This window comes from Rhodoferax sp. EU05-FHT12H12 (assembly GCF_058791215.1).
Window position 1 is genome coordinate 401,075 of record NZ_JBYTDI010000001.1, and the last position, 16,955, is coordinate 418,029.

Here is a 16,955-nt window from a genome sequence, read left to right on the forward strand (position 1 = left end):
CCGTCAGGCCGCAGCCAGGTGCCTGGCGCGCCAGGCCATGAACTCGGGCAGCGGAACGGGCTTGCTCATGTAGTAGCCCTGGGCTTCGTCGCAGTGCAGTTCGCGCAGCTTGTCCAGAATGGCCTGGTTCTCCACCCCCTCGGCCACCACACTCAGGCCCAGGTTGTGCGCCAGGTCGATGGTGGAGCGCACGATTTTGGCGTCGCTCTCGTCGGTTTCCATGCCCATCACAAACGACTTGTCGATCTTGAGTTCGTTGACCGGCAGGCGCTTGAGGTAGGCCAGCGACGAGTAGCCGGTGCCAAAGTCGTCGATCGAGAGCTTGAAGCCGCGCTCGGCCAGGCGGTTCAGCGTGGCCTCGGCGCGCTGCGGGTCGTCCATGATGGCGCTTTCGGTGATCTCTAGGCAAAACGCGTCGGTGGGGGCGTTGTACTTGGCCATCATTGCGTCCAGCTTGGCCGGAAAGTCCTGGTCCAGCAGGTCGCGGGTCGAGAGGTTGATGGCTACGCGCAGGGGCCGACCGTCGGCGCGCAGCGTGGGCAGTTCGCGCGCCACTTCCTCAAACATCCACAGCGTGAGCTGGCGCACAAAGCCGGTTTGCTCGGCAAACGGAATGAACTGCATGGGCGGCACCAGGCCGCGTGTGGGATGCTGCCAGCGCACCAACGCTTCGGCAGCCAGCACGGTGTTGTCGGCCAGGTTGAGCTTGGGCTGCAAGTACAGGCGCAGTTGGCCCTGCTCCACCGCATGGCGCAACTCGGTCAGGAGCGACAGGGTTTGTGTGCTCGACGAGTCCAGCGCCGGGTCGTAGACCTGGATGCCGGTGGTTTTTTGTTTGGCCACGTACATGGCAATTTCGGCGCGGCTGAGCAAGGTGTCGGCGTCTTGCGCGTGGGCCGGCCAGGATGCCACCCCAATGCCTGCGCTGAAGTCCACCGTCTGGTCTTCCAGCGTCAAGGGCTGGTCAAACGAGGCGGCGATCTTCTGGGCAACGGCCACCGCTTCCTCGGCGGTGCTGCCTTCAATCAATACCGCAAACTCGTCGCCGCCCATGCGGGCCACCACACCCAATTCCGCCCCAATCAAGGCACTGAGCCGCTGCGCCACAGCCACCAGCAAGCCGTCGCCAAAGGCGTAGCCCAGCACATCGTTTACGTGTTTGAAACGGTCCAGATTCAGCAGCACCACGGCCACCGGGGGCGCCGCGCCCTCCAGCGCAATGCTGGCGCGGATGGACTGCTGCAGCAGGTCACGGAACTGGGTGCGGTTGGGCAATTCGGTGAGGCGGTCCCAGTAGGCGAGTTGCAGGATCTCGCCCTGCTGCTTGCGGATGCTGCTGCGCATCTGGTCAAACGCGCGCGCCAGGTCACCAATCTCGTCCTTGTGGCGCAGCGCGGGCAGTTGGTGGTCGTACTCGCCCCGGCTGAGCTGCTCCGCCGCGCCCACCAAAGACCGCAAGGGCGTGGTGATACGGCGCGCTAGCGCTGCACTGCCCGCCACAAACAGGGCCAGGCCCAGCGCCGTGATGCCCAACAGGGCAATTTGTACCTGCAGATACGGAGCGACCACCTCGTCCAGCGAACGCAGCAGGTAGGTCTCAACCGCTTGCACGTCCGTACGCTCGGTACTGCGGCGCACCACCAGCGTGTCCTCGGGTAGCTGCAGTTCTGTGCCCTGCCCCAGTTGGCTGAGTGCGGCCTGCTCTTTGGGCGGCAGACTGGTCAACACCACGCCGCCCTGCGGTTTGACAAGCGCCACGTGGATGCCCGAGAGCCCAAACATGTCGTTGGCCTGGGATTGTTCGATGGGAAAGCCCATCAGTACCCAGCCAATGGTGAGTGGCGCCTTCAGCGGCACCATGACGAACTGGTAGAGCGTGGCGTTGATCAGTTGCAGCTGCGAGCTTTGCTCTGTCTGGCTGAGTTGGGCGGCCACCTGCTGCAGCACGGGGGTCAGGGCTTCCTGCCCGCCCATCTCATAGCCCGCCGCCTGCAGGGCAAACCCGGTGTCCAGCAGCGCGGTGATAGGGGCGCCAATACGCGCGCCGCTGTTCTCCAGTGCGGAGCGCAGGGTTTCGGTGTCGCCGCTGCTCAGGGCGGAACGAAACCCGAAATCGGCCGCCAGTACGGCCGCGCCCAGGCGCAATTTTTGGGCATTCTGGTCCAGCAGGCGCCACCAGACCTTGTCCCCAATCGCTAGCTCCTGGGCCAACTGGGCGCGCACATTGCTGCTGATGCTGCTGCGCACCACGCTGTACACCGCAATTTGCACCAGCAGCAGCAAGGCCACCGAGAAGACCACAAACTTGGTGCCTATGCCCCAGTGGGCATACAGGCGAAACAGGCTGGGCTTCAAATGCTGCTCCCCGCCAGCTTCACCAGCACGGGCGCAGCGGCAGCGCCCACCGCCTGTGCCTGCTCGGCCGCGGGCGCACCAGTGGGCAGCGAAGTGTGCCAGGTGCGCAGCTTGTAGTTGCCATGGGGTACGTTGTCCAGGGTGAGCTTGCCGCTGGCATCGGTGCGGCCGAAATACGGCGTGTCCACCACCAGCACCCAGGCCACCATGGTGTCGTGAATATTGCAGCCCAGCACCGCTACGCCCACCTTGTCAAAGGTGACCGGGTTGGCCGGCACCCCGGTGTAGAGCTTGAGCTCGAAGGTCTTGGCGGGTGAGAACGAGTAGACGTGGTGGCGCACCGTGTCCTGGTTGGGGAACAGCACCGCTGTGCCGGGCGTGACCACGGTGACGGCGGGCTTGAACTGCCGGGCCACCTGCGCCACTTCCACACCCTTGAGCGGCTTGGCGGCAGCCTTGGCCTCGGGGGACTCCAGAAACACGATGGCCTCAGGGAGGGGCTTTCCGTTTTTGTCTTGCACTTGCAACTGCAGCGTGCCGGCCCCGGCAGGCTGCAACAGTCCGATGGCGCCAACGACAGCGGCCAGCCGGTGCAAGCTTGGTTGAAAACGCATGCGGCACTCCAGATGAAAAAGCGTCGGGTGCCCAACGTTTGGGGCACTGGGATACGACTCTAACCCAAGCCAGAGGTTCTGCGGCCCTGCCGGGTCAGCCGCGCAGCGCCTTTTTCAGCTCCGCACCCAGCGCAGGTTTGTGGGCAAACGGGTCGGTCGGGTTGCGCGCCATCAGCACGTCCTCCATGCGCGTTTGCACCGAGGCAATGGCCTGGGGGTGGCTGTAGATATAGAACTGGTTGGCGGCGATGGCGTCGAACACCTTCTGCGCTACCTCGGCCGCTGTCACCTTGCTGTGGGTGACCGCTTTGTCGGTCATGGCCTGGCCGATGCGCTGGCTGCGCGTGGCGGGGGCGGCTTCGCCCTCGGGGCGGTTGCGCTGGCTCTGGCTGATGCCGGTGGGCACAAAGAAGGGGCACAACACGCTGGCGCTGATTTGGTCGGTCACCAGCGCCAGGTCCTGGTACAGGGTTTCGCTCAGCGCCACCACCGCGTGTTTGCTGACGTTGTACACGCCCATATTGGGTGCATTCAGCAGGCCGGCCATGCTGGCGGTGTTGACGATGTGGCCTGTCCAGGCCGGGTCTTTGGCGGCGGCTTCCAGCATCATGGGGGTGAACACACGCACGCCGTGGACCACGCCCATGACGTTGACGCCCAGCACCCATTCCCAGTCTTTGGCGGAGTTTTCCCACACCAGACCCCCGGCGCCCACGCCCGCGTTGTTGAAGACAAAGTGCGGCGCACCAAAGCGCGCTAGCGTGGCGGCACCCAAGGCCTCCACCTGCGCGGCCTGGGATACATCCACCTTCATCGCCAGCACCGGTGCGCCGGCGGCCTGCATTTCGGCGGCGGCTGTGTCCAGCGCATCCTGCTGTACATCGGCCAGCACCAGGTTCATGCCCAGCTTGGCGCCCAGGCGTGCGCATTCCAGGCCAAAGCCCGAGCCGGCGCCGGTGAGGACGGCAGTTTTGCCTTTGAAATCAGTGATCACGGGGGTGTCTCCAAGTTGTTGTGGGGTCAGCCGGGCTGGCGGACCATCTCGATGTGGGCGATGCCGTCTTCTACATAGGGCTTGCCCATATCGGCAAAGCCATGGCGCTCGTAAAAGGCCTGGAGGTGCGCTTGCGCGCCAATGCGAATCGGCTGCGCGCCCCACTGCTGCTGCAACGCGCGAATCGCCTCGGCCATCAGCACATGGCCCAGGCCACCGCCCCGCGCACTCTGGCGCGTGACCACGCGGCCGATGCTGGCTTCGTCAAACGTGACGCCCTTGGGGAAGCAGCGTACATAGGCCACCAGTTCGGGGACCTGCGCAGAGTCCACTGCCACCCGAACTCCCAGTAGATGCATGGCCTGGGCGTCCAGGCCATCCATGTCCTGGAAGATGCAGTTCTGTTCCACCACAAACACCTCGCTGCGCAGGCGCAGCAGCGCATAGAGCTGTTCCCGGCTTAGCTGGTCAAAGCGCAGCCACTGCCATTGCAAGCCTTCGCTCATGCGGCGGCCTTGAGTACGTAGCCAATGCGCGGAAAGTGCACACGCACGGTGCCGGCGCGTTCGTCGGTGCGCTGCAGCGTGAAGCGCGTGCGCGTGGCGGCAATGAGCGTGCCGGCAGTGGGTTCCTGGCCAAACAGTTCGGCGGCAATCGTCACCTCGCTGCCCAGCGCAATGCCGTGCTCGTCCTGGAAGGTGGTGTCTGCATCATGGGCAAATGGGGCGCTGGCGACCGTGGATGCTTCGCAAGCAGCTATCGATTCTGTAGCGGTCAGTTTCTCGAAGCTGCCATGGCCCAGCGCGGCCATGCGGTCCATCCAGGCCAGCACGGCCGGGGTGGCGTTCAGGATATCGGCCATCACCGGCACGCGTTTGCGGCTGAACCACAGTGGGTGGTAGGCCGCAAAGTCGGCCACGCAGGGCGTGCTGCCCAGCAAGAAGTCTTGGCCTTCGAGCATATTGGCCAGGCGGCGCAGGTAGCTCTTGTAGGCGGCGGTGGCGTCGGCCGGGCGCAGGCGTGTCATGCCGGCGGACATGGCGGCGCGGTCGGCTCCAAAGGCTTTGGCGGCCTCGGGCGGCGCGCCTTCAAACATGCTGGCAGCCCCCTTGGGTTGCAGGTTGTAGGCCATGGCGGCCCAGAACAGCGTGGTGTCGGCCCACTGCGCCAGCACGCGGGCCACGCCCTTGTGGCTTTCGGGGTACAGCGTGGGGGTGGGCTGGATGTGCTCCAGCACATCGCAGATCAGCGCGCTGTCGCAGTAGATGTCATTGCCAATCTGCAGGAACGGCGTCTTGCGGTAGCCGCCGGTCAGTGCCTGCACATCGGGCTTGGGCAGGATGGCGGGGATGAGGACGGACTTCCAGGCCAGTTGTTTGTAGCCCAGCACCAGGCGCACCTTTTCCGAAAACGGCGAGGTGGGGTAGTGGTGGAGGATGAGGTCGGTCGACGTAGCGCTCATGGCATGGCCCTTTCAATAATGCTGTCAAAGTCCACCGCGGCGCCCAGGGTGCCAAAGGTGTGGCCCCAGTTGCCCGCGAGGCGGGAATCACAAAATGCGGTAAATACGGCGGCGGGGGCGCTCTGGAACAGCAGCGCGGCCTGCACGGCCAGCGCCACGTCTTGCGCCAGGCGGCGCGCTTCCATCTCGGTGGCCATGTGCTCCACCCGGCTGGGCAGCGCCGTGGCCAGGCGGTCCAGTGCGGGGTGGGCACCCTGGGCCGGGGCCAGCTCGCGCAGCAGCGCGGCGGCGACGTCGCCCTTGCGCAGCGCGCGCAGCAGGTCCAGCGCCATGATGTTGCCCGCGCCTTCCCAAATCGAGTTGAGCGGCATCTCGCGGTAGATGCGGGCCATGGTGCCCTCGCCGCCCTCCTCCACATAGCCGTTGCCGCCCAGGCACTCCATGGCTTCTTGGGCAAACGCGGCGCCGCGCTTGCAGATCCAGAACTTGGCAATCGGCGTAAGCAGCCGGCCCATGAGCAGCTCATGGGCATCATTTTTATGGTCAAAAGAGCGTGCAAGTCGCATGGATAGTGCGCAAGCAGCTTCGCTTTCGATAGCAAGGTCGGCCAGTACGTTGCGCATCAGCGGCTGCTCGATCAGGCGCTTGCCAAAGGCCTGGCGCTGCGCGGTGTGGTGCAGTGCGATGCTGAGCGCCTGACGCATCAGGCCGCTGGTGCCCAGGGCGCAGTCCAGCCGCGTCATGGTGCCCATTTCCAGAATCTGCGGCACACCGCGGGCCTCTTCACCCACCAGCCAGGCGGTGGCGTTGAGGAATTCGACCTCGGAGCTCGCATTGGCCTTGTTGCCCAGCTTGTCCTTGAGGCGCTGGATGCGGATGGCGTTGGTGCTGCCGTCCGGCAGCACACGCGGAATGAAGAAGCAACTCAGTCCAGCCGGTGTTTGCGCCAGCACCAGAAACGCGTCACACATGGGCGCCGAGAAAAACCACTTGTGGCCGACCAGCGTGTAGCGCTGGCCCCAGGCGTCCTGCCCGTCGGGGAAGGCCTGCGTGGTGTTGGCCCGCACATCAGAGCCGCCCTGCTTCTCCGTCATGCCCATGCCCATGGTCAGGCCGGCTTTCTGGCTGAAGGGCTTGAAAGCGGGGTCGTAGGCGCGTGCGGTCAAGCCCGGCGCCCAGTCTTTGAAGATGGCGGCATTGCCCGGCAGTGCGGCCATGACGGCGTAGGTCATGGAGATGGGGCACAGGATGGAAGGCTCCGCCTCGGTGAACAGCATGAAGGCCGCTGCACGGCGGGTGTGGCCGTGGGCAACTTCAGTCCACGGCGTTCCGTGCAGGCCTGCTTGCGCCGCGGCGGTCATCAGCGCGTGGTAGCTGGGATGAAACTCCACCTGGTCCACACGGCGGCCCGTGCGGTCGTGGCTGTGCAGCACGGGGGTGTGCACATTTGCCAGGCGGGCGTGGGTTTGCATCTCGGCACTGCCCATCTGCGCGCCCAGCGCGTGCAGGCTGGCGGTGTCCAGCGCGGGGGCGTTGAACTTCAGCGCACTCTGCAGCGCTCGGTTGCCAGTCAACAGGTTGCGGCCCACCAGCGGCTCGGCCTGGTTGAACACCGTGTGGGTGTTGAGGTACTGCAGTGTCGTGATGCTCATGCCGTGCTCCTGTTAAACGCTACTCTTTTGATAGCTGTTCGCGCATATTCCACGGGGGCTAGCGCCCCATTTCTCTTGAAATCAGTCGGTAGACAGGCCGCCGGGGTTCAGGTTCAACGGGTTCACACTGCGGCTGCCGGTGGCCAGGCGTTTGACGTATTTGAAGGTGCCCGTGGCGTGGGCGCAAGGTTTGCCTGCCGCGTCCAACACCGTGGCCTGGGTGAAGGCCATGGTGGCCGTGCGGTGCATCAACTCGCCCTTGGCCACCAGCGGCCCATCGGCACTGGGTACTGCGGGCTGCATGAAGCTGGTCTTCATCTCGATGGTGACCACGCCCATCTCGGGCGCCACGCTGCGCGCGGCGGTGGCCATGGTCACGTCCAGCAGCGTCATCAGTGCGCCACCGTGGGTCACGTTGAAGGAATTGAGGTGCTCGGCCTTGGGCGCGTACCGGATCTCGGAGTGCCCATCGGCAAACAGGGTGAGGTTGAACCCCAGGTGCGTGACAAAGGGAATCTCGACCCCAAAACCGCCGCTGACCGCGTGCGTCATACCGGTCAGCCGCCTGTGACGACCGACACGCCACCGTCCACCGCCAGCCACTGGCCGGTGATGTGTTTGCCGGCGTCGGATGCGTACAGTACCACCAGGCCTTTCAGGTCCTCGTCATCGCCCAGGCGCTTGAGCGGTGCGCCTGCGGCCAGCTTGTCCTCGCCCATGGTCTTGAGCAGGCCATAGGTCATCTTGCTGGGGAAAAAGCCCGGGCAGATGGCGTTGACGGTGATGTTGTACTTGCCCCATTCGGCGCCCAGGGTGCGGGTGAAGTTGACCACCGCACCCTTGGAGGTGTTGTAGGCAATCGTCATCATGCCTTCGGGGTTGCCGTTCAGGCCGGCAATCGAGGCGATGTTGATGATGCGGCCGGTCTTGCGTGGAATCATGCTCTTCTTGGCAATGATCTGGCTCAGCAAAAAGTAGCCGCGCACGTTGAGGTTCATCACCTTGTCCCAGGCCTCGGCGGGGTGGTCTTCGGCCGGGGCGCCCCAGGAGGCGCCGGCGTTGTTGACCAGAATGTCCACCTCACCCATGCGGTGCAGGGTTTCTTCGGCCAGGCGGGTGATTTCGCTGTCCTTGGCGCAATCGGCGGCAATCCAGCGGGCATCAATGCCGGCGGCCTGCAGCTCGGCACAGGCTTTTTCCAGGTCTTCGGCCTTGCGTGAGCTGATCATCACCTTGGCACCGGCTTCGCCCAAGGCGTGGGCCATTTGCAGGCCCAGGCCGCGCGAGCCGCCGGTGATCAGCGCGGTCTTGCCGGTCAGGTCAAACAATGTCTGGATGGTGCGTGTCATGCGTGTCTACCTTGTTGGAATGGGGGAAAAAAATGGGGCCACACTTGTAGGCGCAGCCCGGCGAAAACGATTGTCCGTTTCAGCGCGCCACAACCATGTCTCCCACGCGATATGGGTGCCGTTCAGTCCTCTTCGCGCAGGCGCGAGCGCACGTAAATCAGTACCACGCCCACGGCCACGGCGAGGCCACCCAGGTTGTAAAACAGGCCAGCGTCCTGCGCCTCTTGCTGGTCAATAAAGGCCCCCAGCACGATGGACAACAGGCCGCCGTAAATCAACACCCAGATCGCGCGCTCCACCCGCAGCAGGCGGGCGTTGGTGGTGCCGTTGTATTTTTTGAAAAAGGCCATCAGAAAGCTCCTTCGGGAAATGATGCACAGGTCAGATCCCGTGATTGCACCACACCCAGCCAGGCGCCGATTTTTGGCAATTCGTAATGGAAGAAAAACTGCGCTGCGCCTACCCTGCCCTGGGTGCTCAGCTGTTCCTGCTTGGGGTCGTTGTCCAGCGCGCAGGCGGCCACGTCCAGCCAGATCCAGGCCAGCACCGTGTGTCCAAAGGCCTGCAGGTAGGGCACGGCATTGGCCAGCGCCTCGCCCGGCACGCCGGTGGACCAGGCTTTTTGGGTGGCACCGCCAACTTCTTGCAAGGCCTTGCCCAGCGCCTTGGCGTGCGCCGCCAGCGCGGGAATGCCGCTGCAGCGGTGCACCGTGGCCATGACACGGTGGCTGAGCAACGTGAGGCCCCTGCCCTCCTCCATCAGCACCTTGCGGCCCAGCAGGTCCATGGCCTGGATGCCGTGGGTGCCTTCGTGAATCATGTTCAGGCGGTTGTCGCGCCAGTACTGCTCCACCGGAAAATCGCGCGTGTAGCCATAGCCGCCGTGTACCTGGATGGCCAGGCTGTTGGCCTCCAGGCACCATTCGCTGGGCCAGCTCTTGGCAATCGGCGTCAGCACCTCCAGCAGCAAGCGCGCCTCTTCGGCCTCTGCACCACCGGCCGTGTGGTGCTCGTCCACCAGGCGCGCGCAGTACAGCTCCAGCGCCAGTGCGCCCTCGCAGTACGATTTTTGCGCCAGCAGCATGCGTTTCACATCGGCGTGTTCGATGATGCGGGTTTGTGGTGCGGCGGCGTCCTTGCCGGCGCCGGTGATGGGCCGGCCTTGCGGGCGGTTCTTGGCGTAGTCCAATGCCGCGTAGTAGCCCGCCATGCCCAGCATGGTGGCTGCGATGCCTACGCCAATGCGGGCCTCGTTCATCATGTGGAACATGCAGGCCAAGCCCTTGCCGGGTTGGCCCACTAGGTAGCCCACGGCGCCAGGCTGGCCGTCCACGGGGAACTTGCCTTCGCCAAAGTTCAGCAGCGTGTTGGTGGTGCCGCGCCAGCCCAGCTTGTGGTTCAGGCCGGCCAGCGCCACATCGTTGCGCACACCGGTCAGCTCGCCCTGCGGGTTCACCATCTTCTTGGGCACGATGAACAGCGAAATGCCGCGTGTGCCGGGCACCAGCTTGCCGCTTTCATCGGGAATCTTGGCCAGCACCAGGTGGATGATGTTCTCGTTGATCTCGTGCTCGCCCGACGAGATCCACATCTTGTTGCCCTTGAGGCGGTAGCGTGGTCCTAGAGGATCGTTGGCAAAGTCCGCACCATCGGGCACGGCCTTGGTCGCCACGTCCGACAGGCTGGAGCCCGCTTGCGGCTCAGAGAGGCACATGGTGCCCGACCAGCGGCCCGAAAATTCGTTTTTGGCAAACACCTCTTTTTGCAGCGCCGTGCCGTGCGTCATCAACAGGTTGGCATTGCCCGTGGTCAGCATGCCGGTGCCAATGCTCACAGACGCGCAGGCAAAGAAGGCATTGGCCGCCGCCTCCACGCTATAGGGCAGCTGCATGCCGCCCATGTCGTAGTCCTGCGCGGCCGACAGCATGCCGGATTCGGCATAGGCCTTCTGCGCATCGTGCGTGGCCTGCGGCAACACCACCCGCAGGCTGCCATCGGGCTCCGTCACCGTGCGCGGCTCTTCCACATCGGCCAGGCGGTTGAACGGCGCGTACTTCTCGCGTGCTATGCGTTCACAGGTGTCCAGCACCGCGTCAAAGGTCTCGCGGTTGTGGTCCGCAAAGCGTTCGCGCGCCGTGAGCGCTGTGGCGTCCAGCCAGTCGTTGAGCAGGAAGTCGAGGGTGGTGCGTAGGGTCATGGTGAGATTTTCCTGCAATGCTGGGGGCCGCCTAGCGGTGGGTGTCCGCTTGGTGACGATGGGCAGGAAACTCCTGAGGATCACTCACCAAATCAATGGAACAGTGGAAACTGTAATGGTGTACTGGACCCAAAGCGGTCTTCGATGACCTAGACGTAGTGCCGGATAGCAGACCCTCCGATTTGCTTTACCAGGCGGGTACGATGGGCGGCCACAATGCGGCGGAAGCCGACATTGCGAGATTCACCCGAATGGGGGATACCCATAGTGCCTCCATGTGGTGAAAATCACTCATGCCGTCATCAATTAGCCCTCTCATGAATCGCAATCGAATATCAATGGTCGCAAGCCTGTTGCTTTTGTCTTCGGTCATTGTGATTTGGCCCGATATTTTTAACTTCTCGAAGACAGTACGGCTTCCGGACTGGACTGCACTACTGCCAAGCCCCATAGATGCGCCCGCATTTTTGGCTTTGCTTTGCCTTATTCCTGCCGCTTTGATTTCGACCACCCTTCAAGGTGCGATAAGGGGCGTTGCTGTGTCTGTAGTTGTTGCCCCGCTATTTGCAATTGCTACATTTGCACTGGACCCAACTCATCAGAACAGCTTTAGTGTTGCCAACGCCTTTTTTAGCTATGTCTGGATAGTCTTGTTTTATTGTGCAATTCCGTCCGTGTTGCTATTGTCTGTACGCGCGACGGCTCTTTACCTTCATACGAAGGCACGCTTCTAATCGTTATCCAAGCAATGCATAGCCAATTTGGAGACCAAGCCAAAGACAGACAGGGCATCACTGTCGTTGGAGTATTACTACTTGCATTTGCTGGAGTAATGCTTATTTTCCAAATTTGGCTTATGGCGATTCTGTTTAGCCTTAGCGGCTTAGCCCTCATTGCAATTGCCTTCTTTGCATCTAGAGAATCTTTCTCTGCTTTTCGGCGGTTTATCCGCGCCGTTATGTAGAAATTGAATGCCCGCAATCAGTCCGCAGACGCCCCGGCTTCGTGGCGATGGCAGACGTTCAAAAAATCACATAGTTTGGGGATAGGCAAACTCAAACGCCCAATTGAAAATGCAGTCAAATGGATGAAATCACTGGCGGAGTTCTGGGAGTCATCGCCATTCAAACTGGACGAGCAATAGTCTGGCTCGTTTCCGGTGGCAAATGGCGTGGTGAGCCCTTGTTCGGTGACGAAGGGCGAATTTATGGTGCTGCCGGCGCGTTTTCGTTTCTCCGAGACGGCAAGCGAGTCATTACAGAGTCCGGACTGTCTCTCATTGGAGGTGCCTTTTATCTCGCGCTGCTTGCGGTCGCCATCGCCGTTGCAGCGGTGGCTTAACTCTCCGTGACAATGACCGGATTCAGTCTGTAGACGCCGTAGCTATGCCACGGACGCGGGCCTTGGCGGACGACGGGGGAAATTCATGTTTAAGCTAGGTGTGGGGATTTATGACAGGCCTTGAGTTCGAAATAATCGTCCTATGGATCGTGCTACCGCCACTTCTATTGGGCAGCCTGCTGCTGTGGCGCTTTAAGCGTGGTGTCGCTCCACAAATAACGTTCCTGCTTTTGTTTCTATTGGTCGCGGCTGTAACCTTCATATTCGCACCTGGATCGTTAGGTCGCTATCTAGGCGTGCACGATATTCATATCATGGGAAGAACGCTACTCCTGTCACCGATAGGCTTTGTGTCAGCGTTCATTTCATGGCCGTTAGCTGCGCTTCTCTCAGTGCGGCCTAAACACTAACCATGAATGCATGACTGATGCCGAATGTCCACAATAGAGCGCTCTCCATGTCTGCTTTCAGTCTGCAGGCGTCTCGGCATCGCGGCGGAAGCCAATGTTCACAAAATCACCCGATTGGGGGATGTTCAAGCTGGTTTCGAAACGTAAAAATCGTGAAATCAGTGACTCACTCCACTCCTTACAAAGTGCGGGGTTTGTCGGATTTCTATACCTGTACAAACGCACATGAGATTTACTGAAATCTTTACTGCAAGCGGATTCCCAGTGCATTTTGCGCCCAGCTTATCCCGCAGCCGCCAGAATATCCCGCAGGGTTTGCGGCATACATTATGTTAGGCCGCAGAGGAGCATCATGCGTATAGCCAGCCAGCAATCCGTATGCGATTGGAAAAAGGTTCAGCCACAGCCACCAGCGTCAAACTCGAAACTTGGCATCGCGCTTTCCACACTGGGCAAGGAGCCCATACACGGTCTTCGCATAGCGGCCACGGATACAACGAATGGCTGGTACATCTGGTGCGGTGGTGAGATGTCTCAAGACTCAGAGTTCTTCGCGCCACTACACGTAGAGCATCTCTCGGAATACTTACCGACAGCGGTGGAGTATCTGGACCTGCCGCCAGGTCACCGGTTCCTCATAGACGGGGAAAATTACGAAGACGTATGGTTCGATGCGAGCCTTCTGGAAGCAAAATGAAGTCAAGCACACTCGCTCATCCATCGGTTTTGCGAGGTTGAAAATGCGGCCTAACCCGGCGCTCAACCTCGCTCCCTTCGGTCGCTGGAGGCTGCGCGATAAAGCCGCGCAGCGCCGGTTAGCTCTACGTTAACGACTACTTTGGAGCGCTGCAAATGTCTGCAATCAGTGGCGGATTCAACCGGTCGATGCAACACACTAAAACCTGCGTGAGCAGAAGGAGTGTTGCATCGACCGGTTGAATCCGCCGGCAGAAGCCGACATTCAGAAGTTCACCCGAATGGCGGATATTTAAACCTTCACTTCACAGTCAGAATCAGAGGCGCTCAGCTAGCCGCTCATGGGCGGGTGAAATTTAAACCTGAACGATTGATCACAAGTAACCCCTAACTGGTTTGGGAAGCTTCCTACTTTTCAGAACGATGAAATTTCTTCTTCACATTGCTTTTCTGATAGCGTCAACTGCGGCTGTGGCCGACCGCCCCATGAACGAACTTCCGATGTATGGAGGTCGGCACACTCCAGAAATCGAAAGCAATGAAGTCACCAGCAAGCAAGTGGAGCGCCTTGGGTGGCGGTACTACAACCAAGGTGACTTAGATACAGCGATAAAACGATTCAATCAGTCTTGGATGTTTGACCGGAACAATGCAGGCGCATATTTTGGATTTGGACTCATCATGGGTCAACGTGCCATTCGAGGAGAGGGAGATACGCGAGTCAATTTAAAGGAATCGATTCGCTTTCTAGAAATGGCGAATGGGTTTGATCCGAAAAATTCCAAGATCATCAATGAATTAGCCTCTGCACATGGAATGTTTGCCGGCTACCTTATTTCAAATGAAGAGAATGGCCTCATTGAATATTCGATAGCGGATGCATTATTTGGGCAGGCTTACGAGCTCGATCCGAAATTTCCGCAAACCCCAGAAAACTGGTCAGTTATCAAGTTCTATTTAGGTGATTTCAACGAGGCTAAGAGGTTGTTAAATCTAGCGGTAGGTTTGGGGATTGTCCCGAATCCTGCTTACGCCAAAATGCTGGCTGAAAAGATGCAGTAGCTCGCGCAAGAGTTCGATTTGACCGACTTCAATCAGTCTTTAGATGCCTCTGCTCTGAGCAATTTTTGTCACTGGGGGATGACCGTTTTAAGTCCTCCCCCAGAAAAAAACTTTAATTCAAAAGTGTCCAGTTGAACCGGGGCGATTCACACTTCGTCAACGATCAGCAGCACGTTGACCGGCACCTTAGGCGGTATGCCCATACCAATCCACCTTGCGCGTGCCCAGCATCACCGCTGCCAACAGCAAGAAGATCAACACCGAGCCCAACAACAGCGCGTTTTGCTCCGACTGCAAGATGCCAAACAAAGCTGCGTAGAGCGTGCCCATGGCAGTGCTAAACCCCACAGCCCGCGCTGCGCCACGCAGCACTGAGGCCAAGTACACCCCCACCAAGACCACCGACGCCGTAGCGGACACGCCGTAGGCCACGGCGAAGGCCATGTGCTCCGACAAGCTGGTGAGCAGCAGAAAGAACACCGCCTGGGCCAGACCGACCAGCAGGTATTGGATGGGGTGGATGCGCAGGTTCTTGAGTTGCTCGAACACGAAGAAGGCGGCAAAACTCAGCACGATGAACAGGAAGCCGTACTTCACCGACCGTGTGGCTTGTTGGTACACGTCCACCGGCTCAATCAGGCGCACCTGGAACCCTTCTGTAGTGCCGCCGCCATTGGATGCGAGCGCTGTGGTGCCCCACTGGGCTGTAAAGCCGGTGTCTTGTACGGTTCGCGTGCGGGGCAAGAAGTCGCCACCAAAGCTGGGGTGCGGCCAATTGCTGCTCAGGTTGGCGGTCACCACATCGCCTACCGGCACAAAGCCGAAGGCGCTGGTGCCCACCAAGCGCACCGTGATGGAGAACGGCAAGGTCTTGGCGCTTCCATCCAGGGGCACATTGTTGGCCACACCATGAAAACCGCTGGTGAAGTCTTTGACATCGCTGCCGCCCTCTACCGCCAGCGTGGTACCTGCCAGGGTGACCACGGGTGCACCGGCAATGCCTCGTGTGTCGCCCACACCCGCGGTCAACACGGGTGCGCCCCACTTGAGCCGGGCGTTGGGCCCCAGCTTGGGCAAGTCTTTGGCCGTGGGCGCCACATAGTGGCCGCTGAGCGTGGCGTTGAGCTCAAACACGGGGGTGCTGAACAAGCCCAGCTTGCGCCGCTCTACGTCCATCTGGCCTTTCAAATCGACCGCCGACGGTGTGACTTGCAGGGTGTGTCTGCGCGTGACGCGGGTGCTGCCCGCCACGGCACCGGCCTTGGTCCATCCGCTCACGGGCTCGTCGTATTCCTCGTCCACGGTGATGGTCAGCACCGGGCCCCATAGCTTTTGCTCGCCGGCAGAGCTGGCGGCGATGGCCTGCACGGCTTCTTCGCGGTAGGTGGTGCGCTCGTGGATGGTGTTTTCAATCATGAGCAGCGGAACCCAGAGCAATACGCCCAACACAAACACCAGCGTGCATTTCAAAAACAGTGCGTTTTTCATCATTTCCGACCCTTGTTGTTGCATGTGCTGGCAGTGTCGGCAGGGTGTGCGATGCCGATGTGATGGCACAGTGCGGGCCGGGTGAAGGCTGTGTGAAAACAAAAAAAAAGGCCACCGTAAACGGTGGCCCTTGGATTGGCAAATGCCGAGGCAGTGTTACAGCACTTCAAACACGCCCGCAGCACCCATGCCACCACCAATACACATGGTGACGCAGACCTTTTTGGCGCCGCGGCGTTTGCCTTCGATGAGGGCGTGGCCGGTGAGGCGCTGGCCGCTCATGCCGAAGGGGTGGCCCACGGCAATGGCACCGCCGTTGACGTTGAGCTTGTCAGCGGGGATGCCCAGCTTGTCGCGGCAGTAGATCACCTGCACGGCGAAGGCCTCGTTCAGCTCCCACAGGTCGATGTCATTGATGGTCAGGCCCAGACGCTTGAGCACTTTGGGGATGGCGAACACGGGGCCGATGCCCATTTCGTCAGGCTCACAACCGGCGACGGCAAAACCGAGGAAGCGGCCCAGGGGCTTGAGGCCTTTTTGCTCGGCCAGCTTTTCGTGCATCACCACGGTGGCGCCTGCGCCATCGGACAGCTGGCTGGCGTTGCCGGCGGACACCAAACCGCCGGGCACGGCAGAGCGCAGGTCCTTGATGCTGTCATAGGTGGTGCCAGCGCGGATGCCTTCGTCATCGCTTACGGTGACTTGTTTGGTCATCAGGCCCATGACCTTGTCGGCCACACCCATGGTGACGGTGATGGGGGCGATTTCGTCCTTGAACAGGCCTTTTTCCAAGGCCGCGCTGGCTTTTTGCTGGCTGCTGGCGCCGTATTCGTCCATGGCCTCGCGGCTGATGTTGTAGCGTTTGGCCACTTGCTCGGCGGTTTGCAACATGGCCCAGTAGACCTCGGGCTTGTTCTTCATGAGCCAAGGGTCTTGCAGCATGTGCTGGTTCATCTCTTGCGCGGTGCAAGAGATGGCTTCCACGCCACCGGCCACGTAAATGTCGCCTTCGTTGGCCATGATGCGCTGGGCGGCGCTGGCAATGGTTTGCAGGCCGGAGGAGCAAAAACGGTTGATGGTCATGCCCGACACGGTGACGGGGCAGCCTGCGCGCAGCGCGATTTGGCGGGCGATATTGGCGCCCGTGGCACCTTCGGGTGTGCCACAGCCCATGATGACGTCGTCCACCTCGCCGGCTTCGATGCCGGCGCGCTGAATGGCATGCTCCACCACGTGGCCGCCCATGGTGGCGCCGTGGGTCATGTTGAAGGCACCCTTCCAGGCCTTGGTCAAGGGGGTGCGAGCGGTGGAAACAATTACTGCTGATGTCATGGT

General features: G+C 61.1%; 16 protein-coding genes. 4 read left to right on the forward strand and 12 right to left on the reverse strand.

Translation table 11 applies throughout. The annotated features are described in order from the left end of the window. Nucleotides 1-3: 3 nt before the first annotated feature. The 10 genes from AC3WS7_RS01880 to AC3WS7_RS01925 form a co-directional block, all read right to left on the reverse strand. Nucleotides 4-2,355, reverse strand: a complete 2,352-nt coding sequence (locus tag AC3WS7_RS01880; RefSeq protein WP_492655182.1) for a bifunctional diguanylate cyclase/phosphodiesterase — start codon at nt 2,353-2,355, stop codon at nt 4-6. Continuing rightward, entirely contained in the window at nt 2,352-2,969 is a 618-nt protein-coding gene (locus AC3WS7_RS01885; RefSeq protein ID WP_296466211.1) for a methylamine utilization protein, read from the reverse strand. Before AC3WS7_RS01885 ends, AC3WS7_RS01880 begins: the two co-directional genes overlap by 4 nt. Before the next feature lie 94 nt (nt 2,970-3,063). Continuing rightward, the gene (locus tag AC3WS7_RS01890) at nt 3,064-3,963 is read right to left on the reverse strand and encodes an SDR family oxidoreductase (RefSeq protein WP_296466214.1); all 900 of its coding nucleotides are present in this window, start codon (nt 3,961-3,963) and stop codon (nt 3,064-3,066) included. Between the two features lie 26 nt (nt 3,964-3,989). Further along, nucleotides 3,990-4,469: a GNAT family N-acetyltransferase gene (locus AC3WS7_RS01895; protein ID WP_492655183.1), complete on the reverse strand. Its 480-nt coding sequence runs from the start codon at nt 4,467-4,469 to the stop codon at nt 3,990-3,992. Then, the gene (locus AC3WS7_RS01900) at nt 4,466-5,425 is read right to left on the reverse strand and encodes a glutathione S-transferase family protein (protein ID WP_492655184.1); all 960 of its coding nucleotides are present in this window, start codon (nt 5,423-5,425) and stop codon (nt 4,466-4,468) included. The genes AC3WS7_RS01895 and AC3WS7_RS01900 overlap by 4 nt, the downstream gene beginning before the upstream one ends. Further along, nucleotides 5,422-7,077, reverse strand: coding sequence for an isovaleryl-CoA dehydrogenase (locus tag AC3WS7_RS01905; protein WP_492655185.1), 1,656 nt, complete (start codon nt 7,075-7,077; stop codon nt 5,422-5,424). Before AC3WS7_RS01905 ends, AC3WS7_RS01900 begins: the two co-directional genes overlap by 4 nt. A gap of 81 nt (nt 7,078-7,158) precedes the next feature. Further along, entirely contained in the window at nt 7,159-7,629 is a 471-nt protein-coding gene (locus tag AC3WS7_RS01910) for a PaaI family thioesterase (protein ID WP_492655186.1), read from the reverse strand. Nucleotides 7,630-7,634: 5 nt separating this feature from the next. Further along, nucleotides 7,635-8,426 carry an SDR family oxidoreductase gene (locus AC3WS7_RS01915; protein ID WP_296466228.1) on the reverse strand — a complete coding sequence of 264 codons (792 nt, stop codon included), beginning with the start codon at nt 8,424-8,426 and terminating at the stop codon, nt 7,635-7,637. Nucleotides 8,427-8,548: 122 nt separating this feature from the next. After that, nucleotides 8,549-8,776, reverse strand: a complete 228-nt coding sequence (locus AC3WS7_RS01920) for a hypothetical protein (RefSeq protein WP_492655187.1) — start codon at nt 8,774-8,776, stop codon at nt 8,549-8,551. Then, nucleotides 8,776-10,623, reverse strand: coding sequence for an acyl-CoA dehydrogenase (locus AC3WS7_RS01925; protein ID WP_492655188.1), 1,848 nt, complete (start codon nt 10,621-10,623; stop codon nt 8,776-8,778). The genes AC3WS7_RS01920 and AC3WS7_RS01925 overlap by 1 nt, the downstream gene beginning before the upstream one ends. 317 nt (nt 10,624-10,940) lie before the next feature. On the opposite strand from AC3WS7_RS01925, the gene AC3WS7_RS01930 reads away from it, so the two are divergent. The 4 genes from AC3WS7_RS01930 to AC3WS7_RS01945 all read left to right on the forward strand — a co-directional run bounded on the left by AC3WS7_RS01930 (nt 10,941) and on the right by AC3WS7_RS01945 (nt 14,132). After that, the gene (locus tag AC3WS7_RS01930; RefSeq protein WP_492655189.1) at nt 10,941-11,357 is read left to right on the forward strand and encodes a hypothetical protein; all 417 of its coding nucleotides are present in this window, start codon (nt 10,941-10,943) and stop codon (nt 11,355-11,357) included. Nucleotides 11,358-11,706: 349 nt separating this feature from the next. Beyond that, nucleotides 11,707-11,964 carry a hypothetical protein gene (locus AC3WS7_RS01935; protein ID WP_492655190.1) on the forward strand — a complete coding sequence of 86 codons (258 nt, stop codon included), beginning with the start codon at nt 11,707-11,709 and terminating at the stop codon, nt 11,962-11,964. Nucleotides 11,965-12,726: 762 nt separating this feature from the next. After that, nucleotides 12,727-13,071, forward strand: a complete 345-nt coding sequence (locus AC3WS7_RS01940) for an immunity protein Imm33 domain-containing protein (RefSeq protein ID WP_492655191.1) — start codon at nt 12,727-12,729, stop codon at nt 13,069-13,071. 485 nt (nt 13,072-13,556) lie between these two features. After that, entirely contained in the window at nt 13,557-14,132 is a 576-nt protein-coding gene (locus tag AC3WS7_RS01945; RefSeq protein ID WP_492655192.1) for a tetratricopeptide repeat protein, read from the forward strand. Nucleotides 14,133-14,318: 186 nt separating this feature from the next. On the opposite strand, the gene creD is transcribed toward AC3WS7_RS01945, so the two are convergent. Further along, nucleotides 14,319-15,620 (reverse strand): cell envelope integrity protein CreD, encoded by a 1,302-nt coding sequence (gene creD / locus AC3WS7_RS01950; RefSeq protein WP_492655193.1) that lies wholly within the window; start codon nt 15,618-15,620, stop codon nt 14,319-14,321. Between the two features lie 156 nt (nt 15,621-15,776). Continuing rightward, nucleotides 15,777-16,952 carry an acetyl-CoA C-acyltransferase gene (locus tag AC3WS7_RS01955; protein ID WP_296466243.1) on the reverse strand — a complete coding sequence of 392 codons (1,176 nt, stop codon included), beginning with the start codon at nt 16,950-16,952 and terminating at the stop codon, nt 15,777-15,779. Nucleotides 16,953-16,955 lie beyond the last annotated feature (3 nt).